Genomic DNA, 21,850 nt, shown 5'->3' on the forward strand with positions numbered 1-21,850 from the left:
CGGAGCGGGCGAACGCATCGTGCGCCTAAATCCTCAGTTGATCTGGGACTTGTCCGGCTCGCCGCCCTCCGCGGGGGCCTGGGGGGCGGCATTGGCCGCCGGCTGCGCGCCGGCGCCGGCCTGCTGCTGCTTGGCGGCAAGCGCGGCGAGGTTCTGCCTGTAGATGGCGTTGAAATCGACCGGCTCCATCATCAGCGGCGGGAAGCCGCCCTGCTGGGTGACGCTGGCGAGGACCTGGCGGGCGAAGGGGAAGATGAGGCGCGGGCACTCGACCATCAGGAGCGGCGGCATCTGCGCCTCGGGCACGTTGCGGATCCGGAAGACGCCGCCATAGACGAGCTCGACGTTAAAGAGCACGCTCTGCTCGCGCTCGGCCTTGGCATTGAGCGTGAGCTCGACCGCATAGACCTCGTCGGCCTGCTTCTTGACCGCGACGTTGATGTTGACCGAGAAGCCCGGATTGCCGGCGCCGGCCATGATCGAGGCGGGGGCGTTGGGGTTCTCGAAGCTCAGATCGCGGACATACTGCCCGATGATGTTGAAGCTGGGCGCGCTGTTGGCGGCATTGGCCTGGGGCGCACCTGCCTGCGCATTCTCATCAGCCATAATCGTTGTCCTTACGTGAAAGTGTTGCGGGCTTCGGGCTAGCATCTTTGGCGGGCCCGAACAAGGCGAGGCGGGCCGCGGGGCTAGCGCTTGCGCCAGTCGTCCTCGTCGAGATCGATGGTGTTGTCATTGAGCCGCGCTGGGTCCTGCGGCGGCGTCTCGGGGCCCGAGCGATAGCGGTAATGCGCGCTGGTCGTCGTGGTCGTCACCGTCATGCGCCGGGCGAGGAGCCCATAGATCAGCGTGCGCAGCGGCCCGATCAGCAGGATGAGCGCGATCGCGTCCGAGAGGAAGCCGGGGATCAGGAGCAGAATGCCGGCGATGAAGGTCGCCATCGCATCGGCGAGCGCCCGCGCGGGCAGCTTGCCCTGGCCCATGGTCGCGCGGATGTCGCCGGCGAGCGAAAAGCCCTTCCAGCGGATGATGAGGATGCCGAGCACGGCCGAGGCCAGCACCCAGAGCAGGGTTGCGAGCACCCCGATCTCCCGTCCGATGACCACGAACAGCGTGATCTCGATCAGCGGGGCGAGCAGAAACAGGAGAAAAAACAGCCTTCCCAAGCCTCAGACCTTTCCTTGCCATGCCGGGGTGCGGCAATAAGAATTAACTCCCCCATTCGTGAACTGGTTTCGGGGTAAAGCTTTTCCTATATATAGGGGCAACCGGTCCGCAGTGCGACCGCTACCGTACAATTCCCCGACCCCACCCACGGTGCACCTGGCTCATGGACGAATTCTTCGATCTCCCCACACTCATCGTCATCGGCGTGGCGATCGTCGTCCTGTTCCGTCTCCGCTCCGTGCTCGGCACGCGCACCGGCAATGAGCGTCCGCCGCTCGAGCGCCCGCGCGCCGAAAGCCGCGAGGAAAACGTCGTGCCGATGCGCCCGCGCCCGGCTGAGCCCCAGACCGATGCGGATGCAGAGCGCTTCGCGCGCAAGCTCGAGGCGGAGATCGAGCAGTATTCCCATGGCGACGAGCAGCTGGCCGCGGGCCTGCGCGCAATTGCCGAGGCCGATCCGAACTTCACCCCCAAGAGCTTCCTCGAAGGCGCCAAGGCCGCCTATGAGATGATCGTGACGGGTTTTGCCGCAGGGGATCGCAAGACGCTCAAGATGCTGCTCGAAAAGGACGTCTATGACGGGTTCGAGCGGGCCATCTCTGAGCGCGAGGCGGCCGGACATACTGTCGACTTCACCTTTGTGGGACTCCCCAAGATCGAGATCAGCGAAGCCCAGCACGACAAGCGCATCGCCGAGGTCACCATCCGGTTCAACGCCGAAGTGGTGTCGGCGACACGCGATGCCGAGGGCAATCTGATCGAGGGCAATGCCGACCAGGTGGCGAGCATTGCTGACGAGTGGACCTTTGCGCGTTCGACCAAGTCGCGCGATCCCAATTGGAAGCTCGTCGCCACCAACCAGCTCGACTGAGCCCAAGCCGGCGCCCATGCACCCATGTCCAGGAAGACCCCAAAGACAGGTGCCGCGGCGCTGGCCGATTTCCATCTCTGGACCGAGGTCACCAAGACCCTCGATCCGCTGAGGCCCGACCGGGTACGGGGGCTGGGGCTCGAGGCTCCGCTCCCCATGCCGCCCGATCCCTCGACCCCCGCGCCTCCCCCTGTTCCCGAAAAGCCGCGCCGCCGCTACAGCGCGCCGGCCTATCGTCCGCCCGTCTCGATGCCGAACGCGGCGACCCCGCCCGAGCGCCCGATCGAGCCAAGGGTGCGACGACGCCTGATGCGCGGCCAGATCGGCATTGACGGGCGAATCGACCTGCATGGCATGCGCCAGTCCGAGGCCCATGCGGCGCTCGGCCGGTTCATCGAGGCCCGGGCGCAGCAGGGGGACCGCACGGTGCTCGTCATCACCGGCAAGGGTCTGCGCCGGACCGCCGAGGACGGCACCAATCTGCTGGAGCGGGGCGTCTTGCGCGCCATGCTGCCGGTCTGGCTCGCCGAGCCGCGGCTCGCCCCGATGGTCGCGGGCATCGACGTCGCGGCGCGCGGGCATGGTGGAGACGGGGCCTTCTATGTGCGGCTGAGGCGGCCTGCGCGATGACGCCATTGGGCCAGAAGCTGCGGAGCCTGCGCGAGGCGCGGGGCGTATCGCTCAAGGAGATGGCAAAGGCGCTGAACGTCTCGAGCGCCTATCTCTCGGCTCTCGAACACGGGCGGCGCGGCACGCCGACCTGGCTGCTGATGCAGCGCATCATCGCCTATTTCAACGTCATCTGGGACGAGGCCGAGGAACTGCAGCGGCTCGCAGAGCTCTCCGATCCTCGCGTCACGATCGAGACCGGCGGGCTCGCGCCCGAGGCGACCGAGCTTGCCAACCGCCTCGCGCGCGGCATCGACCGGCTCGATGCCGAGGATCTCGTCTTCCTGCGGGATGAAGTGATACGGCGCGTCGGACGCAAGGGCTAGGCGCCAGCCCGAAAGCCGGCGCCCGCTGGTGTTGAAGGATCAGAGAACGAATTTCGAGAGGTCGGTGTCCTCGGCCATCTTCCCGATCCGCTCGCGCACATAGGCCGCATCGATCGCGATGGTCTGCCCGCCTCGGTCGGGCGCATCGAACGAGATGTCCTCGACGAGCCGCTCCATGATGGTCTGGAGCCGGCGCGCGCCGATGTTCTCGACGCTGGCATTGACCTTGACCGCCGCGTCCGCGATCGCCTCGATGGCATCGCGCGAAAAGTCGAGCGTCAGCCCCTCGGTGCCCATCAGCGCGACATATTGCTTGATGAGGCTCGCATCGGTGTCCGAGAGGATGCGGATGAGATCGTCGCGCGTGAGCGCCTTCAATTCCACGCGGATCGGCAGGCGCCCTTGCAATTCGGGCAGGAGATCGCTGGGCTTAGAGACGTGGAAGGCGCCCGAGGCAATGAAGAGAATGTGGTCGGTCTTGACCGGCCCGTATTTGGTCGCGACGGTCGTGCCTTCGATCAGGGGCAAGAGGTCACGCTGCACGCCTTCGCGGCTGACATCCCCGCCCCGGCCCTCGCGATTGACGATCTTGTCGATCTCGTCGAGGAAGACGATGCCGTGGTTCTCGACGAGATCGACCGCTTCGGTCTTGAGCTGGTCCTGGTCGAGCAGCTTGTCGGCCTCTTCGGCAACGAGCAGATCATGGCTCTCGCGCACCTTGACCTTGCGCTTGACCCCTCGCCCGCCGAGCGCCTTGCCCAGCATCTCCTGGATGTTGATCATGCCCATGTTCGCGCCGGGCATGCCCGGGATCTCGAACATGCCGCCACCGGAAGTGGGCGACACCTCGATCTCGATCTCCCGATCGTCGAGCTCGCCCGCGCGGAGCTTGCGGCGGAAACTGTCGCGCGTCGAAGGCGAGGCAGACGAGCCAACCAGCGCATCGAGCACGCGCTCCTCGGCATTGTGATGGGCCTGCGCCTCGACTTCCTTTCGCCGCTTGTCCCGGAGGAGCGAGATTCCCGCTTCGACGAGGTCGCGCACGATCTGCTCGACGTCGCGACCCACATAGCCCACTTCGGTGAACTTGGTGGCTTCGACCTTGATGAACGGGGCCTGGGCGAGCCGCGCAAGACGCCGGGAAATCTCGGTCTTGCCAACGCCGGTCGGGCCGATCATCAGGATGTTCTTGGGGCTGACCTCCTGACGAAGCTCGGCAGGCAGCTGCTGGCGGCGCCAGCGATTGCGCAGCGCGATGGCGACGGCGCGCTTGGCATCGCCCTGCCCCACAATATAGCGGTCGAGCTCGGAGACGATCTCGCGCGGCGAGAAATTGGTTTCGCTCATTATCTGTCTTCTCTGCTGGGATGGAGCGGCGTCCGAAATGGGCCCGGGCCCGCTCAACTCTCGAGCTCGATGGTCTCGAGCGTCACGGAGGAATTGGTGTAGACGCAGACCTGCTCGGCGATCTTCATGGCGCGCCGGGCGATCTCTTCGGCATCGAGCTCGGTAGCGTCCGCAAGCGCGAGCGCGGCCGAGAGCGCGTAATTGCCGCCCGAGCCGATGGCGGTGACGCCGTAATCGGGGGTGAGCACGTCGCCATTGCCCGTCAGCACCAGCGTCTCGGATCTGTCCGCGACGATCATCATGGCTTCGAGGCGCCGCAGGTATCGGTCGGTCCGCCAGTCCTTGGCGAGCTCGACGGCGGCCCGCATCAGCTGGTCGGGGTATTGCTCGAGCTTGGCTTCGAGCCGCTCGAAAAGGGTGAAGGCATCGGCCGTGGCGCCGGCGAACCCGCCGATCACCTTGCCGCCCGCGAGCCGTCGCACTTTCCTGGCGCCATGCTTCATGACGGTCTGGCCCATCGAGACCTGGCCGTCCCCGGCGACGACCACCTTGTTGCCCTTGCGCACCGAAACGATCGTCGTGCCGTGCCAGCCGGGGAAATCACTGTCCCTACTCATTGACCACTCCAAAAGGATTTATCCCGTATTTAGGCATCCGGACCCGAAAAACAATGCGGGGCTTTGCACCGGCCCGCAGGGGCTGGTAGAGACCGCCCGTCATCGGAGAGGCCCTATGCGCACAGCAAAGATCGAGCGGAAGACCAACGAGACCGAGATCGCGCTTGAAATCGATCTCGACGGGACGGGCCGTCACGACATTTCGACTGGCATCGGGTTCTTCGACCACATGCTCGACCAGTTGTCGCGCCATTCGCTGATCGACATGACGATCCGCGCCAAGGGCGATCTGCACATCGATTTCCACCACACCGCCGAGGATGTGGGGATCGCGCTCGGGCAGGCGCTACGCGAGGCGCTCGGGGACAAGAAGGGCATCAGGCGCTATGCGAGCGCCGACCTGGCCATGGACGGCACGCTGAGCCGGGCCGCGCTCGATGTGTCGGGGCGGGCCTTTCTGGTCTGGCGGGTGGAGTTCACGCGCGACAAGATCGGCGAGTTCGACACCGAGCTTTTCCGCGAGTTCTTCCAGGCCTTCGCGACCAATGCGGCGATCACGCTGCATGTCGAGACGTTCTATGGCGACAACAATCACCATATCGCCGAGAGCTGCTTCAAGGCGGTGGCGCGGGCCCTGCGCGACGCACTCGAAATCGATCCGCGCATGGCCGATGCCATACCTTCGACCAAGGGAACGCTCTGAGCCTTTGCCCGGAGCGGCGATTTGGTCTAAACCGGCGCCGTCCCATTGCTGGAGCCACGCCCATGGCCCTCTTTACCGTCTTCGCGCGGCGCGATGATCCGCTGCCCGAGATCGTGCCCGAGAAATTCTCCTGGTTCGCAGCGCTGCTGCCCCCGGTCTACGGGCTCGTGCATGGGCTGTGGCTCGGGCTCGTCGCCTATGTCGGCCTCCTCGTTCTCGTTGCGGGCATAGCCATGGCGGCCGGGGGCGACGCGGCCCGGCTCGCCTATTGCGTTCTGGCCGTGCTCATCGGTTTTGAAGCGCCGGCCTGGCGGGCGCAGAAGCTGCGCAGGAAGGGCTATGAGGCCGAAGGCGCGGTCGTCGCCACCGATGCGGACCATGCCATGGTCGAATTCCTGAGGGGGCGTCCCGCCTGATGACCGAGACCATCGCCATCATCGACTATGGGTCGGGCAATCTGCGCTCGGCCGCCAAGGCCTTCGAGCGCGCCGCGTCCTCGCTTGCTGATGCAAGCCAGATCAGCGTGACCGACGATCCCGATCTGGTGCGCCGGGCGGATCGCATCGTGCTGCCGGGCGTCGGCGCCTTTGCCGACTGCATGGCGGGGCTCGCCGCGGTGCCCGGCATGCGCGACGCTCTCGAGGAGCGGGTGATCGCCGGGGGCGTCCCCTTTTTCGGCATCTGCGTCGGCATGCAGCTGATGGCGTCCGAGGGGCGCGAAAAGGGCGTCCACGAGGGGCTCGGCTGGATCGCCGGCAGCGTCGAGAAGATCGCGCCGTCGGGCGATCTCAAGATCCCGCATATGGGCTGGAACACGCTGGAGTTCGCTCGCCCCCATCCGCTTTTCGAAGGCATTCCGGATGGGCCGGAGGGGCTGCACGCCTATTTCGTCCACTCCTATCACTTCGTGACCGAGCGTGCCGAGACGCGCCTCGCAACGACGCAATATGGAGCAGCGCTCACCGCCTGCGTCGGGCGCGACAATCTCTTCGGCACCCAGTTCCACCCCGAAAAGAGCCAGACCCTTGGCCTCGCTCTCATCGGCAATTTCTTGAAATGGCGTCCATGATCCTCTTTCCCGCGATCGACCTCAAGGACGGCCAGTGCGTGCGTCTGAAGCTCGGCGACATGGAGCAGGCGACGGTCTTCAACGATAAGCCGGCTGCGCAGGCGCGGGCTTTCGAGGATCAGGGATTTCAATATCTCCACGTCGTTGATCTCAACGGTGCGTTTGCCGGCGAGAGCGTCAATGGCGCGGCGGTCGAGGCGATCCTCGATGCGGTCTCCTTTCCCGTCCAGCTCGGCGGCGGGATCAGGACGCTCGCCCATATCGAGGCCTGGCTCGAAAAGGGCCTCGCCCGCGTGATTCTCGGCACGGTGGCGGTGCGGGATCCCGAGCTGGTCAAATCCGCCTGCAAGGCGTTTCCGGGCCAGGTGGCTGTGGGCATCGACGCGCGCGGCGGCAAGGTCGCCGTCGAGGGCTGGGCGGAGACGTCGGAACTCAGCGCCATCGAGCTCGCGCGCCGCTTCGAGGGTGCGGGGGTTGCCGCGATCATCTACACAGATATCGACCGCGACGGGGTTCTGGCCGGCATCAACTGGCCCTCGACGCTAGAGCTGGCGGCGGCGACATCGATCCCGGTGATCGCCTCGGGCGGGCTGGCATCAATAGACGATATCCGCCGCATGACCGCGCCCGACGCGCAGGTGCTCGAAGGCGCGATTTCGGGCCGCGCGCTCTATGACGGGCGCATTGATTCACGTGAAGCACTGGCGCTGCTCGCCGCGGCCGGGGCTGAGGAGAGGCGATGACCCTCAAGACCCGTCTCATTCCCTGTCTCGACGTGGCCGGCGGGCGCGTGGTGAAGGGCGTCAATTTCGTCGATCTCGTCGATGCCGGCGATCCGGTGGAAGCGGCCATCGCCTATGACGCGGCCGGGGCGGACGAGCTCTGCTTTCTCGATATCGCCGCGAGCCATGAAGGCCGCGACACCATATTCGACGTCGTGGCGCGCACCGCCGAGCACTGCTTCATGCCGGTGACGGTTGGCGGGGGGATCAGGAAGCTTGAAGACATCAGGAAGCTGCTGCTCGCCGGGGCCGACAAGGTTTCGATCAACACGGCCGCCGTCAACGATCCCGATTTCGTCGCGCGCGCGGCCGACAAGTTCGGCGACCAGTGCATCGTCGTCTCGGTCGATGCCAAGTCGGTCTCGCCGGGGCGCTGGGAAATCTTCACCCATGGCGGACGCACCGCGACCGGGATCGACGCGATCGAGTTTGCACGGGCCTCCGTCGCGCGGGGCGCAGGCGAACTGCTCGTCACCTCGATGGACCGGGACGGCACCAAGATCGGCTTCGATCTGGCGCTCACCCGCGCCATAGCGGACGCCGTCACCGTGCCGATCATCGCCTCGGGCGGCGTCGGGACGCTCGACCACCTCGTCGAAGGGGTGCGCGAAGGCCATGCGAGCGCGGTGCTCGCCGCCTCGATCTTCCATTTCGGCACCTTCACCATCGCCGAGGCGAAGGCGCATCTCGCGCGGAACGGCATCGCCGTCCGCAACGACCAGCTAGCGGCATAGGAAGCGATCATGGGGCTGACCCTCGAGGACCTCGACGACCGGCTGGCGCAGCGCGCCGCAGCCTCGCCCGAGGAGAGCTACACCGCGCGCCTCATCTCCAGGGGCGTCGAGACATGCGCCCAGAAGCTGGGCGAGGAAGCCGTGGAGGCGGTGATCGCCGCCGTCGGCCGCAATGAGGGCGAACTCGTCAAGGAAGCCGCGGACGTGCTCTATCACCTATTGGTGCTGCTGCGGGCCGCCGACGTGCCGCTCGAGGCAGTGATGGAAGAGCTCGGCCAGAGGACCGCCCAGTCCGGCCTCGCCGAGAAGGCGAGCCGCGGGGTCACGGGCTGATGCCGAGCCGCAAGCCGATCCTCGAACCCTATCGCCGTTTCACCAAGGCAGAATGGGCAAAGTTCCGCGACGGCGAGCCGATGACGCTGGACGCGGCCGATCTCGACCGGTTGCGGGCGCTCAACGACCCGATCTCGCTCGAGGAGGCCGAGGCGATCTACCTGCCGCTGGCGCGGCTCCTCTCGCTTTATGTCGAAGCGACGCAGGCCCTCCACCGCGCCTCAAGCGAATTCCTCGGGGTGTCGGACGGCAAGGTGCCCTACATCATCGGCGTGGCGGGCTCGGTCGCGGTCGGCAAGTCGACCACCGCGCGCATTCTCGCGGCGCTCCTGCAGCGCTGGAAGACCTCCCCCAAGGTCGATCTCGTGACGACCGACGGCTTTCTCTACCCCAATGCCGAACTGCAGCGGCGCGGCATCATGGACCGCAAGGGCTTCCCAGAAAGCTATGACCGCGGGCGCTTCGTCAACTTCCTCGCCGACATCAAGTCCGGCAAGCCCCAGGTCGCGGTGCCGACCTATTCCCACCTCGTCTATGACGTCGTGCCCGGCGAGGAGGTGCTCATCGACCGGCCGGACATTCTCGTCGTCGAGGGGCTCAACATCCTGCAGCCGGGCGAATTGCCCGCCGACGGCAATCCGATCGTCTTCGCCTCAGATTTCCTCGATTTTTCGATCTATATCGATGCCGAGGAAGCCGATCTGCGCAGCTGGTTCCTCGAGCGCTTCTTCCGGCTCCGCGAAACCGCGTTCCGGGACCCTAGCTCCTTCTTCCATCGCTTTGCCGAAATGAGCGAGGAGGAGGCGCGCGCCTTCGGCGTCTGGGCCTGGGAGGAGATCAACCTGCCCAACCTCAAGACCAATATCGTGCCGACCCGGTCCCGGGCCGATCTGGTGCTGAAGAAGGGTCCGAGCCACGCCATCGCCGAAGTGGCGCTGCGCCGGCTCTGAGCGGGGCCTCAGGGGGCGATGACGAGCCCCTTCTCTGCCGCGAGTGCGCCCAGATCGGCGACCGGGCGTGCCCCGATATGGGAGATGACTTCGGACGCGGCGAGGCAGCCGAGCTTCAGCGCCATTTCGAAATCCTGCCCGCGCCCCGCAGCAAGCAGAAAGCCCGAGGCAAAAAGGTCGCCCGCGCCCGTGACGTCGACCACGTCGGGGACGGCAAAGGCGGGCACCGAGACGATCTCGCCATTCCAGATCGCCATCGCGCCGTTCTCGCCCATGGTGATGGCGGCCAACTCGGCATCCTTGGCGATCTCGCGGACGGCAGCGCCGAAATCCTCGGTCTCGTAGAGCGCCATCAGCTCATCGACATTGGCAAAGACGTAGTCGATGGTCTGCGAGCGGATGAGATCGAGGAATTCCTCGCGGAAACGGTTGACGCAGAACGGGTCCGAAAGCGTGATCGCGGCGGCCCGCTCATGCTTGTGGGCGAAATGGGCCGCCTTGACGAATGCCCGCTTGGCCTCGACCGGGTCCCAGAGATAGCCCTCCATATAGGTGACGGTCGCTGCCCCGATCTCGTCCTCGAGGATGTCGGCTTCGGTCAATTCGTGGCAGGCGCCGAGATAGGTGTTCATGGTGCGCTCGCCATCGGCGCTCAAGAGGATCATCGAGCGGGCGGTCGCCGCCCCGTTGATGAGCCGCGGCGTTGCGTAATGCACCGACTGGGCCTTGAGATCGGCCGCGAAGGCATCGCCGAGCTCGTCATTGGCGACCTTGCCGACGAAGGCCGCGCGCCCGCCGAGCGAGGCGACGCCCGCGGCCGTGTTCGCCGCGCTGCCGCCCGAGATGCGGGCTTTCTCGGCCGGCATGCGATCGTAGAGATAGGCGGAGCGATCCGCATCGACGAGGTGCATGATGCCCTCGGTCAGCCCCTCGGCCTCGAGGAAACCCTCGGGGATGGGGGCGATGACGTCGACGATGGCGTTGCCGATGGTGAGCACGTCAAATCTGGTCTCGACCATCGCGTCTTCGTCTCCGTTTGCTGGGCCGCCCGGAGATAGAGGATTAGCCCCGGCTGCGCAACATCGGGACGGTTGACGGCGCGGGGCGGGCATGGCCATCCTCGGGCACGCCGCCGGAGGCCTCCCCATGCTCGATCTCGTGCTTGCCATTGCCCATCACCTCGCGGTCTTTGCGCTGGTGGGGCTCATCTTCGCCGAATTCGTGATCCTCAGGCCCGGGCTCGAGCCGCGCCGGCTGGGCCAGCTGAGCGCGCTCGACGCAGCCTATGGGCTGAGCGCGGTCGCGGTGCTGGTGGCGGGTGTCGCACGGGTCGTCTGGGGCGCCAAGGGGGCCGAATATTACCTCTCGAGCCACGCCTTCTGGGGCAAGATGGGTGCGCTCGTCATCATCGGTATCCTCTCGATCCCGCCCACCCTCGCCATCATGAAATGGAAGAAGGCGGCGAAGGCCGACCCGGCCTATGTCGTGCCAGAGGCGGAGATCGGCCGCATGCGGCTCTTTCTCCATATCGAGCTCTTCCTGCTGTTTCTCGTCCCGATCTTCGCGGCGATGATGGCGCGGCGCGGACTCTACTAGGCTTTGGGCAGGGGTGGCGAGCGCACGCCCTTTTCCTTGACGACCGGCGCCGGGGTCTTCGGCTCGAACCGGCACCAGGGGGCGATGAGGCAGCGCCAGCATTCGGGCTTGCGCGACTTGCACACATAGCGCCCGTGCAGGATCAGCCAGTGATGGGCATGGAGCAGGTAATGCTCGGGCACGACCTTGAGGAGGTTCAGTTCCACCTCGAGCGGGGTCTTGCCCGGCGCGAGACCGGTGCGGTTGCCGACGCGGAAAAGGTGCGTGTCGACCGCGATGGTGGGCTCGCCAAAGGCGATGTTGAGGACGACATTGGCGGTCTTCCGCCCGACGCCGGGCAGCGTTTCGAGGGCCTCGCGGGTCCGGGGCACCTCCCCGCCATGTTCGTCAACGAGGATCTCGGCGAGCCTTTGGACGTTCTTTGCCTTGGTGCGGTAGAGCCCGATGGTCTTGATGAGCTCCGCGATCCGGTCGGCGCCGAGGGCGGCCATCTTCTGGGGCGTGTCGGCGAGCGCAAAGAGTGCGGGCGTTGCCTTGTTGACCCCGGCATCGGTCGCCTGGGCCGAAAGCACCACCGCAACGAGGAGGGTGAAGGGATTGGTATGGAGGAGTTCGCCCTTGGGTTCGGGCTCGGCTGCCGAAAAAGCGCCGAAAATGGCCTCGACATCTTGAGCGGGCAGCCGTTTCGTCCTCTGTCTCCTGCCCGCGGCCACCGCGCCCTCCTGATCTGAACCTTTGTGCCTGCCGTTCCATGCAAAGTCGGGACAGAAAATGCAAGCTGAGCCGATCTTCGCCGCGACCCTGACGCCGCACAATGCGCTCTCCGCCACGGGGCTGCGCAATGTGATGATCGTCTTTGCCGGGCTTGCGGCGCTGCCGTCGCTCATTTTCTTCCAGCTCGGCGCCTGGCCGATCCTGGGGTTCATGGGGCTCGACATCCTCCTCGTCTGGTGGGCGCTCTCGGCCTCGCGCCGGGCGGGGCGGCGCTTCGAGGAGGTGACGCTCTGGTCCGACGCGCTGGAAATCCGCCAGGTAAGCGCGGCAGGGGCGGAAAACCATGAGCGGTTCAACCCCTTCTACGTCCGCCTCGTCATCGAGCGCGATTATGACGAGCGCACCACGGCGCTGCGGCTGCGCACCCGCGAGCGGGAGCTCGAGATCGGCGCCTTCCTCAACCCCGAGGACAAGGCGAGTTTTGCCAAGGTCTTCGGCAGTGCGCTCCGTAAGGCGCGGGGGTAGAGGCCGCGTCAAAACCGGGTCGCGCGGGGGGCGCGCCCTGCGCTAATCTTAGCTCATGAACACGATCGCTCCCGACGGCCCAGAGGCCGGAGATTACGAAAAAGTCCGCGCCGCCATCCGCTTCCTTTCGGAAACGCCGGCCGATGCGCTGGAGCTGCCCGCCTTCGCGCGCGGGCTCGGGCTCTCCGAGCGGCAGCTGACCGATCTCTTCCGGCGCTGGTGCGGGCTGTCGCCCAAAAGCTTTGCGCAGGCGGTGGCGCTCAACCACGCCAGGGCGCTGCTCGCGCGGCGCGAGAGCGTGCTCGACACGACCTATGCGGTCGGGCTCTCCTCGACCTCGCGGCTCCATGATCTCTTCGTCACCCATGAGGCGATGCCGCCCGGCGCCTTCCGGGCGAGCGGGGCGGGGCTCGACATGGTCTGGGGCACCGCCCCCTCCCCCTTCGGCACGGCGGTTCTGACGCTGACCGAATACGGGCTCTCGGGGATCGGCTTTGCGGACGCCGAAACCGGCGAGCAGGCCGCCTTCGAGGATCTGGCCAATCGCTGGCCCAATGCGCGGTTCACGCGAGACGATCAGCGCATCGCCCCGGTCGCCGCCCGCATCTTCGATCCGAGCCGCTGGGACCCCGCGGCGCCGGTGCGCGTGGTGCTGATCGGCACAGACTTCGAGGTGAAGGTGTGGGAGCATCTGCTCGCCATCCCCGTGGGGTCGGCGACCACCTATGGCGCTCTCGCCAGAACGCTGGGCCGCCCCACGGCCGCCCGCGCCGTCGGCGCGGCGGTCGGGCGCAACCCCATCTCCTTCGTCGTCCCCTGCCACCGCGTCGTCGGCAGCGCCGGCGCCCTCACCGGCTACCACTGGGGCGTTCCCCGCAAACGGGCGATGCTGGGCTGGGAAGCGGGGGTGGTTGCGACGCCGACGGGGAGGATGGAGGGCGGGGTGGTGGTGTTCGAGAGCTAGCTCGGCAAACCGACTCCATTCAGGCACTAGTTGGGAGCTTGGGGATGCGGATCAGACTGTAGACCTTCGGAAATGATGATCTTGGGGCAACCAGCCTCAAAGTTCAGTCCAAAAAGCCCTGAGTGCACGACCTGAGGCACAGAGCTGGCACGCCCGAGCCGCCAGGATCTGGCGTTGCTACTCGATCGAAGTTTCGGCGTCGTCCACGATGAATTTGGCGCGGGCGTAAAGCTCATCGAACGTCATAACTTCTGGCCAGCGGAGTGAGCGACGGAAAAGCTCGAATGACCTATACTTGTCCTTGTTGGTGCCCTTGGGCGTTTGGAACTGTCCAAGGTCTCCGACGACCAGAAACGAGCGTGGCTGGAACTGAAATAGGGTCTCGCCGGTGGGGTCGCCGCTATCCAAGTGGGTGGGCCGGTACTCTTCCGTCAGGTCTTCAAGCGCTCGCTGCACCGTCACTTGGATTTGAGACACTGCCCCAGCCAGCTCCAAACTGGGGGCAAAGACGCCAGGGCGGTAGTATTTGACTAGTTCGGTATCGGACGTCTTGATCTCGACAAAACAGAGTGAGTTGATAGCAGCGACGGTTTTCATGAGGCCGTCGACCTCCTTGCCACGCCCGGTGATGTTGTATCCCGCGACCTTGTTGCGAAGCGCGCGGCCGTCCAACTCGGACATTGCAATGTAGGACAGACCGTAGCCGAATATCCACGTATTACGCTCGAAAAAAGCCTGCCAAGCCATTTCAAGACCCTTGTGCTTCTCCCCTTCAGACGCGCGAAGTTCCGGGTCGTCAAGCATCTGACGAAAGAAGACAAGCTCGCGCCGACGCCGGGCCAGTCCCACGATGTCCTGTGCCTCGATATCATTCTCCAAGATGGTGTTGAGAAGCAATGGGTCCTCGGCCAAGACGCGAGCAATTTGACGCCGGTCAAAGGTGGACTGCACAAGGGTGCGGTCAGACACTCGGCCACCTAGCTCGTCCACGAAGATCATTGTCTCCGCCGCCTTGATGAAGGTCAGTAGGTCGTCGATCTCGCGACCATAGAGCGGAAAAGCGATCTCCTTGTGCGGACCGCCCTTGTTGTTCCACTTCTGGAGCGTGAGATTAGTAATCTGGTTCTGGTCCTGGTAGAGGGTAGCCTTGATTTGGTATCTCGCGCCTTCCATGTGCCGCAAAACAACTTCCTTACCTTCCTTCACAGCGACCAATCCCCCCCTACCTTCAATTACCCGATACAAGAAGCGGCGCGGCTGAACAGGCGCGCCGTGAATGCTGCTGATGCGTCTGGAGTAGTACGTGTGGCGCGGTATGCGCTTCCAAAAGTAGGTCTCGTCGCTGTCCGACATTGTCTACCAAATGTAGAATCGAAAGCGTCAATATACTGGAGCTATTGCTTAGAGTCCTGAGCTGAGAAATCATCCACAGGTGAGCGAGCGAGAACCAAAAGCGAAACGGCGGCTACCGCAGAACAAGCGGAAATTAAAAATGATGTCGGATTGGTCACAGACAGGTTCAAAGCTGGGCTACTGCCGCCTGCGCCCTCTCACCGCCCCCTAAACCCCAACCCGCTCGTCCAACGCCCCATCCGCCTTCAGCCGATAGACAATCGGCTCGCCCGTCGCGATTTCGCGTTTGAGAATCTGTTCGGGCGTCAGGCCTTCGATGGCCATGACGAGGGCGCGGAGCGAATTGCCGTGGGCGGCGACGAGGACGGTTTCGCCGGCCGCGACATGGGGGCGGATTTCGGTTTCGTAATAGGGGAGCGTGCGCTGCGCCGTCATTTCGAGGCTTTCCCCGCCCGGGGGCGGCACGTCGTAGGAGCGGCGCCAGATCAGCACCTGCTCCTCGCCCCATTTGGCACGCGCATCATCCTTGTTGAGCCCGGAGAGATCGCCATAGTCGCGCTCGTTGAGCGCGGTGTTGCGCACGATGGTGACGTTCTCGATGCCCATCTCCTCGAGGATGAGATCGAGCGTGTGCTGGGCGCGTCTGAGGCCAGAGGTGTAGAACCGGTCGGGCACGATGCCGGCCGCCTTGAGCTTTCTGCCCGTTTCGCGGGCCTCGCCGACACCCTTTTCGGTCAGCGCCGGATTGCGCCAGCCGGTGAAGAGGTTTTTGAGGTTCCACTCGCTCTCGCCATGGCGGACGAGGATCAGCGTGCCGGTCATTGGGGTTTCCTCTTTTTATGCTGGGGTCAGAGGCCGAGGACGTCGGCCATGGAATAGAGCCCGGCGGGCCGGTCGACCGCCCAGCGGGCCGCCGCGATCGCGCCATTGGCAAAGAGCGCCCGGTCCTCGGCGCGGTGGGTCAATTCGATCCGCTCGGCGGGCCCGGCAAGAACCACGGTGTGATCCCCGACGACCGTCCCACCGCGCAAGCTCGCAAACCCGATCGTGCCGGGCTGGCGCGCGCCGGTATGGCCGTCATAGGGCGGCTGGCGGAGGTCAGCGAGCGGTACCTGCCGGCCGCGCGCGGCGGCTTCGCCCAGGAGCAGCGCCGTGCCCGAGGGCGCGTCGACCTTGCGGTTGTGGTGCATCTCGACGATCTCGATGTCGAACTCGGCAAGGATCGCGCTGGCCTTCTCGACGAGGCTCGCGAGCACATTCACCCCGAGCGAGAAATTGCCCGATTTGACGATGCGCGCGCCCGCTTTGCCGGCCGCTGCGATGGCCGCGTCGTCTTCCGCGCTGCAGCCGGTCGTGCCGATGATGTGGACGAGGCCCCTTTCGGCCGCTGCCCTGGCGATGGCGACGCTGACGGCAGGCGCGGTGAAATCGATGATCGCGTCGGCCTGCGCAAGGGCCACCGCCATGTCATCGCCGATGGCGACGCCTGCCGGCTTCAGCCCGGCGAGCGCATAGGCATCCTGCCCGATGGCTTCGGCGCCCGGCCGGTCGATGGCTGCGACCAGTTCCATGTCGGGCGCGGCGGCGACCGCGCGCAGATTGGCGAGCCCCATGCGCCCGCCGGCGCCCATCACTGCGATCCTGATCATGGCCCGGCCCTCCCTTGTCGCCTTCGGCTATAGCGCGCCGCCGGCCTTCAGGCCAGACGGTGCCCTCCGGCCATTTCGGCCAATATGGCTCGCGCCGCCTCCACCGGGTCGGGTGCGGCGGTGATCGGGCGGCCGACAACGAGGTGGGTCGCGCCCGCATCGAGCGCGGCGCGCGGGCCCATCACCCGCTTCTGATCCCCGAGCGCGCTGCCCGCCGGCCTTATGCCCGGCGTGACGATGGCGAGCTTGTCCCCGACGATGGTGCGGATCATTTCGGCCTCATGGGCCGAGGCGACGAGCCCGCCGATCCCTGCATCGCGCGCCTGCTGCGCCCGGAGCGCGACGAGCCCGGCCGCATCGCGCCCATAGCCGGCTTCGGCGACATCCGCATCGTCCATCGAGGTGAGGACGGTGACGCCGAGTACGGTGAGCCCCGAACCCTCCGCGGCCTTTGCAGCAACCCGCATGGTCTTGGGATAGGCGTGGATGGTCAGCATGCTGGCGCCGGTGCGCGCGAAGGCGGCAACGCCCTTTTCGATCGTATTGTCGATATCGAGGAGCTTGAGGTCGAAAAAGACCTTCTTGCCCGCCGCGATCAGCATCTTGCCGAGCGCGAGCCCGTCCCCGCCGTAAAAGAGCTGGTAGCCGATCTTGTAGAAATCGACCGCATCGCCGAGCCGGTCGATCAGCGCTTCGGCTTCGGCACGGCTGTCGAGGTCGAGCGCGACGATCAGCTGCCCGCTCATATGCCGCCTCGCGAGAAATGGATGAGTTCGCGCACCTGCTGGTCCACCTTCTTTGCGATCGCCTCCTCGCGCGGGGCGCCGGTTTCGTCGAACGCGTCGCGCGCCGGCCCGATGCCCAGCAGCGTCGGGGTGACCAGCGCACCGAGTTTCAGAAGGCTGTCGCGCAGATGCCCGATACCCACGATCGCGCCATACTTGCCCGAGCTCACCGCGCCGAGCCCGAAGACGGGCTTGCGGAACTGCCCCAGCCGCTGCCGGCTGATCCAGGAGATGGTGTTGACGATGAGTGGGGAAGCGCCCGAATTGTATTCGGGGCTGGCGATGAAGACGATGTCGGCGGCAGCGAATTTTTCCGCCAGCGCGACGGCCGCGGCCGGCATGCCCTCGGCCTCGATGTCCTCGTTGAAGATCGGCAGCGCGTAATCGCCAAGATCGATGTCCTCGACCTCGGCGCCGGCTTCCACGAGCTTGCCGCTCACATGGCGACGCAGGATTTCATTGTAGGACCCCTTGCGGATCGATCCGCAGAGGGTAAGGGCGCGCGCCATGGGCTTGTTCCGGGTCAGACGTCGAAGAGGTTCTTGAGCTTGTCGAAAAAGCCCGACGAGCTCGGCGAATTGTCGGCCTTGCGCGAAAGCATCTGGAACTCCTCGAGCAGTTCGCGCTGGCGCTTGGTAAGGTTTTGCGGGGTCTCGACGTCGAGCTGGACGTAGAGATCGCCCATCTCCTTTTCGCGCAGCACCGGCATGCCCTTGCCGCGCAGCCGGACGCGCTGGCCGGGCTGGGTGCCAGCGGGCACCTTCACCTTGGCGCGCATCAGGTCGAGCGTCGGGACCTCGAATTCGCCCCCGAGTGCGGCCGTCGTCATGGCGATGGGCACCCGGGCATAGAGATCGGCGCCGTCGCGCTGGAAGAGGTCGTGCGGCCTGACCGAAACGAAGATGTAGAGATCGCCCGCCGGGCCGCCGCGCAGCCCCGCCTCGCCCTCATTGGCGAGCCTGATGCGCGTGCCGTCCTCGATGCCGCGGGGAATATCAACCGAGAGCTTGCGATTTTCCTGCCGCCGCCCCTGCCCGCCGCAATCGGTACAGGGCTGGTCGAGCATCTGCCCGCGCCCCTGGCAGACCGGGCAGGTCCGTTCGATGGTGAAGAAGCCCTGGCTCGCGCGCACCTTGCCATGGCCGCTGCAGTGCCGGCAGGTGGACATGCCGGTGCCCGGCTTGGCGCCGGTGCCCTCGCAGGTCGTGCAGGCGGCAAGGGTGGGCACGTCGATCTCGACGGTGCGCCCGCTATAGGCCTCCTCGAGCGAGATCTCGAGATTGTAGCGCAGGTCCGAGCCGCGCAGCCGCGATTGTCCGCGCCCGCCGGCCCGCTGGCCGCCCATGAAATCCCCGAAGATGTCCTCGAAGATGTCGGACATGGAGGAGTTGAAATCGGGTCCGAAGCCTTGCGGACCACGCCGTCCACCGCCATTCTCGAAGGCCGCGTGGCCGAACCGGTCATAGGCGGCGCGCTTCTGGGGGTCCTTCAGCGTGTCGTAGGCTTCGTTGATTTCCTTGAATTTGTGTTCGGCGTCATTGTCGCCGGGATTGCGGTCTGGGTGGTACTGCATGGCGAGCTTGCGGTAGGCACCCTTCAGGACTGCCTCATCGGACCCGCGTGCGACGCCGAGCACCTCGTAGAAATCTCGTTTGGCCAATCTCTTCTTCCGCCGGATCTGTCAGAAAAAGGCCCGCCGCGTCGGCGTGCGGGCTCCCGAGCGCCTCAAATAGGTACTGCCCCCGGCTCTTACCATAGGGGGCGCATGTTTCAACCCGGGGCCGGGCAGAGATTGCTGGCCGAGAACGCCTCGGGCAAAGAAAAAGGCCCGGGGGACGCCCCCGGGCCTCGTGATTCACGTGAAACGCGGCGCCGGCGGCGCCAGCATCGCGGACTGCGCGCCAGCCCTAGGCCGACTTCTGGTTGTCGTCCTTGACCTCTTCGAAGTCCGCATCGACGACATCGTCGTCCTCGGGACGTTCGGCGCCTTCTGCCTTGGCTTCGGCTTCGGCCTGGCTCGCCTTGTACATGGCCTCGCCGAGCTTCATCGAGGCTTCGGCAAGCGCGCCGGTCTTCTCCTTGATCGCATCGGCATCGTCGCCGTCGATCACGCCCTTGAGCTCGGTAATCGCGGTTTCGATGGCGCCGCGCTCCTCGGCCCCGACCTTGTCGCCATAATCCTTGAGCGACTTCTCGGTCGAGTGGATGAGGCTCTCGGCCTGGTTACGGGCTTCGACGGCCTCGCGCTTCTTCTTGTCGGCCTCGGCGTTCTGCTCGGCCTCCTGCACCATCTTCTCGATGTCGGCATCCGAGAGGCCGCCCGAGGCCTGGATGCGGATCTGCTGCTCCTTGCCGGTGCCGCGATCCTTGGCCGACACGTTGACGATGCCGTTGGCGTCGATGTCGAAGGTCACCTCGACCTGCGGCACGCCGCGCGGCGCGGGGGGAATGCCGACGAGATCGAACTGGCCCAGCATCTTGTTGTTGGCCGCCATCTCGCGCTCGCCCTGGAACACGCGGATGGTCACCGCGTTCTGATTGTCCTCGGCGGTCGAGAAGACCTGGCTCTTCTTGGTCGGGATGGTGGTGTTGCGATCGATCAGCCGGGTGAACACGCCGCCCAGCGTCTCGATGCCGAGCGAGAGCGGGGTCACGTCGAGCAGCAGCACGTCCTTGACGTCGCCCTGGAGCACGCCGGCCTGGATGGCGGCGCCCATGGCGACCACCTCGTCGGGGTTGACGCCCTTGTGGGGCTCCTTGCCGAAGAGCTGCTTGACCAGTTCCTGCACCTTGGGCATGCGGCTCATGCCGCCCACCAGCACCACTTCATCGATCTGCGCGGCGGTAACGCCGGCATCCTTCATGGCGAGCTTGCAGGGCTCCATGGTGCGCTGGATCAGGTCCTCGACCAGCGATTCGAGCTTGGAGCGCGAGAGCTTCAGCGTCAGGTGCTTGGGACCGGAGGCATCGGCGGTAATGAAGGGCAGGTTGATCTCGGTCTGGGTCGAGCTCGAGAGCTCGATCTTGGCCTTTTCGGCCGCTTCCTTGAGGCGCTGCAGGGCGAGCTTGTCGTTGCGGAGATCGATCCCCTGTTCTTTCTTGAACTCGTCGGCCAGATAGTCGACGAGACGCATGTCGAAATCCTCGCCACCGAGGAAGGTGTCGCCATTGGTCGACTTCACCTCGAAGACGCCATCGCCGATCTCGAGGATCGAGACGTCGAACGTGCCGCCGCCGAGGTCATAGACCGCGATGGTGCCCGAATTCTTCTTGTCGAGGCCATAAGCGAGTGCTGCGGCCGTCGGCTCGTTGATGATGCGCAGCACCTCGAGCCCGGCGATCTTGCCGGCATCCTTGGTCGCCTGGCGCTGGCTGTCGTTGAAATAGGCGGGCACGGTGATGACGGCCTGCGTCACGGTCTCGCCGAGATAGGATTCGGCGGTTTCCTTCATCTTCTGCAGGACCATGGCGGAGATCTGCGAGGGCGAATATTTTTCGCCCGCAGCTTCCACCCACGCGTCGCCATTGTCGGCCTTGACGATCTTGAAGGGCACGAGGCCCTTGTCCTTGGTGACCATCGGGTCCTCGAAGCGGCGCCCGATCAGGCGCTTCACCGCAAAGAGCGTGCCTTCGGGATTGGTCACGGCCTGGCGCTTGGCGGGCTGGCCGACGAGCCGCTCGCCATCCTTGGAGAAGGCGACCATGGAGGGCGTGGTGCGCGCGCCCTCGGCATTCTCGATTACCTTGGGGGTCGAACCATCCATCACCGCGACGCAGCTATTGGTGGTGCCCAGATCGATACCGATTACTTTAGCCATCTAACTTGCCTCTTTGTTCAGCGAACCCGGCGTGGAACGCCGACTCTTCGGCCGCTCTTGGCCCCTTGCAGGAGCCGGATCCCTGGTTGAGATTGTCATCCATTGGCCCGTGACCGAGCCTTCGGGGGCTATATAGGAGGCACGCTCTGGGGCTGCAAGCGCGGCCCGGGCGAAAATGGACCCCGGAAAACGGGGAGCGAGGCACCCGATCGTAACCCTTTCCACCCCCGATTCGCCCCTGTGCGACCATCTCGATCAGGCCCGCCAGATCGCGCTCTTCGATGCGATCATGGAGGTGCTCTCGCGGGCGCCCTTCTTCCGGCCGACCATGCCGCGCTGGGGCACGCCCTTTTCGGTGCAGATGAGCAATTGCGGGCCGCTCGGCTGGGTTTCGGACAAATCGGGCTATCGCTATCAGCCGCACCATCCGGTGACGGGCGCGCCCTGGCCCGCCATGCCGGAGGCCCTGCTCGAACTCTGGGCGCGCCATGCCCGCTATGGCGCACCGCCCGAAGCCTGCCTCATCAATTACTACGCGCCGAACGCGAAGATGGGCCTCCATCAGGATCGCGACGAGGAGGATTTCGATGCGCCGGTCCTTTCGATTTCGCTGGGGGACGGGGCCCGGTTCCGGCTCGGGGGCATGGCGCGCACCGATCCGGCGCAGACGCTGACCCTCGCTTCGGGCGACGTGATGATCCTCGCCGGGCCGACGCGGCTCGCCTTCCACGGCATCGACAAGGTCTATCCGGGAACCTCGAGCCTCCTGTCGCGCCGCCGCGACCTTTTCCCCGAGGGCGGGCGGCTGAACCTCACCCTGCGCCGCGTCAACCGCATCCTGGCACCCTAGGAATTGCATTTGAAAGCGGCGGCGGGCG

Annotated in this window: 27 protein-coding genes; 14 read left to right on the plus strand and 13 right to left on the minus strand. The window is 65.7% G+C overall.

Annotated features, from left to right (window positions below; translation table 11 throughout):
• Window positions 1-33 precede the first annotated feature (33 nt).
• Together secB and EMQ25_RS12590 are read right to left on the minus strand one after the other, a co-directional pair.
• Window positions 34-606: a protein-export chaperone SecB gene (gene secB, locus EMQ25_RS12585; RefSeq protein ID WP_127188931.1), complete on the minus strand. Its 573-nt coding sequence runs from the start codon at window positions 604-606 to the stop codon at window positions 34-36.
• A gap of 83 nt (window positions 607-689) precedes the next feature.
• A complete protein-coding gene (locus tag EMQ25_RS12590; protein ID WP_127188932.1) occupies window positions 690-1,166 on the minus strand; it encodes an FxsA family protein in 477 nt (158 codons plus the stop codon).
• A gap of 164 nt (window positions 1,167-1,330) precedes the next feature.
• Between EMQ25_RS12590 and EMQ25_RS12595 the strand changes: the two genes are divergently transcribed.
• Genes EMQ25_RS12595 through EMQ25_RS12605 form a run of 3 tightly spaced genes read left to right on the plus strand, consistent with a single transcriptional unit; the run spans window position 1,331 to window position 3,033 of the window.
• The gene (locus EMQ25_RS12595) at window positions 1,331-2,038 is read left to right on the plus strand and encodes a Tim44/TimA family putative adaptor protein (protein ID WP_127188933.1); all 708 of its coding nucleotides are present in this window, start codon (window positions 1,331-1,333) and stop codon (window positions 2,036-2,038) included.
• A gap of 24 nt (window positions 2,039-2,062) precedes the next feature.
• A complete protein-coding gene (locus EMQ25_RS12600; protein ID WP_127188934.1) occupies window positions 2,063-2,668 on the plus strand; it encodes a Smr/MutS family protein in 606 nt (201 codons plus the stop codon).
• Window positions 2,665-3,033, plus strand: coding sequence for a helix-turn-helix domain-containing protein (locus EMQ25_RS12605; RefSeq protein ID WP_127188935.1), 369 nt, complete (start codon window positions 2,665-2,667; stop codon window positions 3,031-3,033). The genes EMQ25_RS12600 and EMQ25_RS12605 overlap by 4 nt, the downstream gene beginning before the upstream one ends.
• Window positions 3,034-3,072: 39 nt before the next feature.
• Here EMQ25_RS12605 and hslU read toward each other — a convergent pair whose 3' ends face one another.
• Together hslU and hslV are read right to left on the minus strand one after the other, a co-directional pair.
• Window positions 3,073-4,380: an ATP-dependent protease ATPase subunit HslU gene (hslU, locus tag EMQ25_RS12610; protein ID WP_127188936.1), complete on the minus strand. Its 1,308-nt coding sequence runs from the start codon at window positions 4,378-4,380 to the stop codon at window positions 3,073-3,075.
• Between the two features lie 53 nt (window positions 4,381-4,433).
• Entirely contained in the window at window positions 4,434-4,997 is a 564-nt protein-coding gene (hslV, locus tag EMQ25_RS12615; protein ID WP_127188937.1) for an ATP-dependent protease subunit HslV, read from the minus strand.
• 115 nt (window positions 4,998-5,112) lie between these two features.
• Here hslV and hisB point away from each other — a divergent pair, with 115 nt between their 5' ends.
• The 7 genes from hisB (at window position 5,113) to coaA (ending at window position 9,568) form a co-directional block, all read left to right on the plus strand.
• Window positions 5,113-5,700, plus strand: a complete 588-nt coding sequence (gene hisB / locus EMQ25_RS12620) for an imidazoleglycerol-phosphate dehydratase HisB (protein ID WP_127188938.1) — start codon at window positions 5,113-5,115, stop codon at window positions 5,698-5,700.
• Between the two features lie 62 nt (window positions 5,701-5,762).
• A complete protein-coding gene (locus tag EMQ25_RS12625) occupies window positions 5,763-6,116 on the plus strand; it encodes a DUF2628 domain-containing protein (RefSeq protein ID WP_127188939.1) in 354 nt (117 codons plus the stop codon).
• Complete coding sequence (hisH, locus tag EMQ25_RS12630) at window positions 6,116-6,769, plus strand: imidazole glycerol phosphate synthase subunit HisH (protein WP_127188940.1); 654 nt, start codon at window positions 6,116-6,118, stop codon at window positions 6,767-6,769. Before EMQ25_RS12625 ends, hisH begins: the two co-directional genes overlap by 1 nt.
• Window positions 6,766-7,512, plus strand: a complete 747-nt coding sequence (gene hisA, locus EMQ25_RS12635; protein WP_127188941.1) for a 1-(5-phosphoribosyl)-5-[(5-phosphoribosylamino)methylideneamino]imidazole-4-carboxamide isomerase — start codon at window positions 6,766-6,768, stop codon at window positions 7,510-7,512. The genes hisH and hisA overlap by 4 nt, the downstream gene beginning before the upstream one ends.
• Complete coding sequence (gene hisF, locus EMQ25_RS12640) at window positions 7,509-8,285, plus strand: imidazole glycerol phosphate synthase subunit HisF (protein ID WP_127188942.1); 777 nt, start codon at window positions 7,509-7,511, stop codon at window positions 8,283-8,285. The genes hisA and hisF overlap by 4 nt, the downstream gene beginning before the upstream one ends.
• A gap of 6 nt (window positions 8,286-8,291) precedes the next feature.
• Window positions 8,292-8,618 (plus strand): phosphoribosyl-ATP diphosphatase, encoded by a 327-nt coding sequence (locus tag EMQ25_RS12645; RefSeq protein WP_127188943.1) that lies wholly within the window; start codon window positions 8,292-8,294, stop codon window positions 8,616-8,618.
• Window positions 8,618-9,568, plus strand: coding sequence for a type I pantothenate kinase (gene coaA, locus EMQ25_RS12650; protein WP_127188944.1), 951 nt, complete (start codon window positions 8,618-8,620; stop codon window positions 9,566-9,568). The genes EMQ25_RS12645 and coaA overlap by 1 nt, the downstream gene beginning before the upstream one ends.
• Window positions 9,569-9,576: 8 nt before the next feature.
• On the opposite strand, the gene EMQ25_RS12655 is transcribed toward coaA, so the two are convergent.
• Entirely contained in the window at window positions 9,577-10,587 is a 1,011-nt protein-coding gene (locus tag EMQ25_RS12655) for an adenosine kinase (RefSeq protein ID WP_127188945.1), read from the minus strand.
• Window positions 10,588-10,678: 91 nt separating this feature from the next.
• On the opposite strand from EMQ25_RS12655, the gene EMQ25_RS12660 reads away from it, so the two are divergent.
• The gene (locus EMQ25_RS12660) at window positions 10,679-11,164 is read left to right on the plus strand and encodes a DUF2214 family protein (RefSeq protein WP_244606575.1); all 486 of its coding nucleotides are present in this window, start codon (window positions 10,679-10,681) and stop codon (window positions 11,162-11,164) included.
• Here EMQ25_RS12660 and nth read toward each other — a convergent pair.
• Window positions 11,161-11,877: an endonuclease III gene (gene nth, locus EMQ25_RS12665; protein WP_425290238.1), complete on the minus strand. Its 717-nt coding sequence runs from the start codon at window positions 11,875-11,877 to the stop codon at window positions 11,161-11,163. The genes EMQ25_RS12660 and nth overlap by 4 nt on opposite strands.
• A 58-nt stretch (window positions 11,878-11,935) precedes the next feature.
• On the opposite strand from nth, the gene EMQ25_RS12670 reads away from it, so the two are divergent.
• Both EMQ25_RS12670 and EMQ25_RS12675 read left to right on the plus strand, forming a co-directional pair.
• Window positions 11,936-12,403: a DUF2244 domain-containing protein gene (locus tag EMQ25_RS12670; protein ID WP_127188947.1), complete on the plus strand. Its 468-nt coding sequence runs from the start codon at window positions 11,936-11,938 to the stop codon at window positions 12,401-12,403.
• 55 nt (window positions 12,404-12,458) lie between these two features.
• Window positions 12,459-13,367: a bifunctional helix-turn-helix domain-containing protein/methylated-DNA--[protein]-cysteine S-methyltransferase gene (locus EMQ25_RS12675; protein ID WP_127188948.1), complete on the plus strand. Its 909-nt coding sequence runs from the start codon at window positions 12,459-12,461 to the stop codon at window positions 13,365-13,367.
• Window positions 13,368-13,544: 177 nt separating this feature from the next.
• Here EMQ25_RS12675 and EMQ25_RS12680 read toward each other — a convergent pair whose 3' ends face one another.
• The 7 genes from EMQ25_RS12680 to dnaK all read right to left on the minus strand — a co-directional run bounded on the left by EMQ25_RS12680 (window position 13,545) and on the right by dnaK (window position 20,972).
• Window positions 13,545-14,720 (minus strand): Shedu immune nuclease family protein, encoded by a 1,176-nt coding sequence (locus tag EMQ25_RS12680; protein WP_127188949.1) that lies wholly within the window; start codon window positions 14,718-14,720, stop codon window positions 13,545-13,547.
• Between the two features lie 207 nt (window positions 14,721-14,927).
• Window positions 14,928-15,542 (minus strand): 2,3-bisphosphoglycerate-dependent phosphoglycerate mutase, encoded by a 615-nt coding sequence (locus tag EMQ25_RS12685; protein ID WP_127188950.1) that lies wholly within the window; start codon window positions 15,540-15,542, stop codon window positions 14,928-14,930.
• 26 nt (window positions 15,543-15,568) lie between these two features.
• Complete coding sequence (gene dapB / locus EMQ25_RS12690) at window positions 15,569-16,366, minus strand: 4-hydroxy-tetrahydrodipicolinate reductase (RefSeq protein WP_127189204.1); 798 nt, start codon at window positions 16,364-16,366, stop codon at window positions 15,569-15,571.
• A gap of 50 nt (window positions 16,367-16,416) precedes the next feature.
• Window positions 16,417-17,115 carry an orotidine-5'-phosphate decarboxylase gene (gene pyrF / locus EMQ25_RS12695; RefSeq protein WP_127188951.1) on the minus strand — a complete coding sequence of 233 codons (699 nt, stop codon included), beginning with the start codon at window positions 17,113-17,115 and terminating at the stop codon, window positions 16,417-16,419.
• Window positions 17,112-17,663: an NADPH-dependent FMN reductase gene (locus EMQ25_RS12700; RefSeq protein ID WP_127188952.1), complete on the minus strand. Its 552-nt coding sequence runs from the start codon at window positions 17,661-17,663 to the stop codon at window positions 17,112-17,114. The genes pyrF and EMQ25_RS12700 overlap by 4 nt, the downstream gene beginning before the upstream one ends.
• A gap of 14 nt (window positions 17,664-17,677) precedes the next feature.
• Entirely contained in the window at window positions 17,678-18,814 is a 1,137-nt protein-coding gene (gene dnaJ / locus EMQ25_RS12705) for a molecular chaperone DnaJ (protein ID WP_127188953.1), read from the minus strand.
• A gap of 247 nt (window positions 18,815-19,061) precedes the next feature.
• Entirely contained in the window at window positions 19,062-20,972 is a 1,911-nt protein-coding gene (gene dnaK, locus EMQ25_RS12710) for a molecular chaperone DnaK (protein WP_127188954.1), read from the minus strand.
• A 175-nt stretch (window positions 20,973-21,147) separates the two neighbouring features.
• On the opposite strand from dnaK, the gene EMQ25_RS12715 reads away from it, so the two are divergent.
• Window positions 21,148-21,822, plus strand: a complete 675-nt coding sequence (locus EMQ25_RS12715) for an alpha-ketoglutarate-dependent dioxygenase AlkB (RefSeq protein ID WP_127188955.1) — start codon at window positions 21,148-21,150, stop codon at window positions 21,820-21,822.
• The last annotated feature ends 28 nt before the right edge of the window (window positions 21,823-21,850 follow it).

It is taken from the genome of Arsenicitalea aurantiaca (genome assembly GCF_003994485.1).
Lineage (GTDB): Bacteria > Pseudomonadota > Alphaproteobacteria > Rhizobiales > Devosiaceae > Arsenicitalea > Arsenicitalea aurantiaca.

What these genes read in the sequence shown, in the direction of transcription:
- EMQ25_RS12670 (WP_127188947.1), top strand. Translation starts at nt 11,936, where the DNA reads ATGCAAGCTGAGCCGATCTTCGCCGCGACCCTGACGCCGCACAATGCG.
- hisH (WP_127188940.1), top strand. Translation starts at nt 6,116, where the DNA reads ATGACCGAGACCATCGCCATCATCGACTATGGGTCGGGCAATCTGCGC.
- hisA (WP_127188941.1), top strand. Translation starts at nt 6,766, where the DNA reads ATGATCCTCTTTCCCGCGATCGACCTCAAGGACGGCCAGTGCGTGCGT.
- secB (WP_127188931.1), bottom strand. Translation starts at nt 606, where the DNA reads ATGGCTGATGAGAATGCGCAGGCAGGTGCGCCCCAGGCCAATGCCGCC.
- EMQ25_RS12605 (WP_127188935.1), top strand. Translation starts at nt 2,665, where the DNA reads ATGACGCCATTGGGCCAGAAGCTGCGGAGCCTGCGCGAGGCGCGGGGC.
- EMQ25_RS12600 (WP_127188934.1), top strand. Translation starts at nt 2,063, where the DNA reads ATGTCCAGGAAGACCCCAAAGACAGGTGCCGCGGCGCTGGCCGATTTC.
- EMQ25_RS12660 (WP_244606575.1), top strand. Translation starts at nt 10,679, where the DNA reads ATGGCCATCCTCGGGCACGCCGCCGGAGGCCTCCCCATGCTCGATCTC.
- EMQ25_RS12685 (WP_127188950.1), bottom strand. Translation starts at nt 15,542, where the DNA reads ATGACCGGCACGCTGATCCTCGTCCGCCATGGCGAGAGCGAGTGGAAC.
- EMQ25_RS12595 (WP_127188933.1), top strand. Translation starts at nt 1,331, where the DNA reads ATGGACGAATTCTTCGATCTCCCCACACTCATCGTCATCGGCGTGGCG.
- EMQ25_RS12675 (WP_127188948.1), top strand. Translation starts at nt 12,459, where the DNA reads ATGAACACGATCGCTCCCGACGGCCCAGAGGCCGGAGATTACGAAAAA.
- EMQ25_RS12715 (WP_127188955.1), top strand. Translation starts at nt 21,148, where the DNA reads ATGGACCCCGGAAAACGGGGAGCGAGGCACCCGATCGTAACCCTTTCC.
- hslU (WP_127188936.1), bottom strand. Translation starts at nt 4,380, where the DNA reads ATGAGCGAAACCAATTTCTCGCCGCGCGAGATCGTCTCCGAGCTCGAC.
- hslV (WP_127188937.1), bottom strand. Translation starts at nt 4,997, where the DNA reads ATGAGTAGGGACAGTGATTTCCCCGGCTGGCACGGCACGACGATCGTT.
- hisB (WP_127188938.1), top strand. Translation starts at nt 5,113, where the DNA reads ATGCGCACAGCAAAGATCGAGCGGAAGACCAACGAGACCGAGATCGCG.
- coaA (WP_127188944.1), top strand. Translation starts at nt 8,618, where the DNA reads ATGCCGAGCCGCAAGCCGATCCTCGAACCCTATCGCCGTTTCACCAAG.
- EMQ25_RS12655 (WP_127188945.1), bottom strand. Translation starts at nt 10,587, where the DNA reads ATGGTCGAGACCAGATTTGACGTGCTCACCATCGGCAACGCCATCGTC.
- EMQ25_RS12625 (WP_127188939.1), top strand. Translation starts at nt 5,763, where the DNA reads ATGGCCCTCTTTACCGTCTTCGCGCGGCGCGATGATCCGCTGCCCGAG.
- hisF (WP_127188942.1), top strand. Translation starts at nt 7,509, where the DNA reads ATGACCCTCAAGACCCGTCTCATTCCCTGTCTCGACGTGGCCGGCGGG.
- pyrF (WP_127188951.1), bottom strand. Translation starts at nt 17,115, where the DNA reads ATGAGCGGGCAGCTGATCGTCGCGCTCGACCTCGACAGCCGTGCCGAA.
- EMQ25_RS12680 (WP_127188949.1), bottom strand. Translation starts at nt 14,720, where the DNA reads ATGTCGGACAGCGACGAGACCTACTTTTGGAAGCGCATACCGCGCCAC.
- dnaK (WP_127188954.1), bottom strand. Translation starts at nt 20,972, where the DNA reads ATGGCTAAAGTAATCGGTATCGATCTGGGCACCACCAATAGCTGCGTC.
- EMQ25_RS12700 (WP_127188952.1), bottom strand. Translation starts at nt 17,663, where the DNA reads ATGGCGCGCGCCCTTACCCTCTGCGGATCGATCCGCAAGGGGTCCTAC.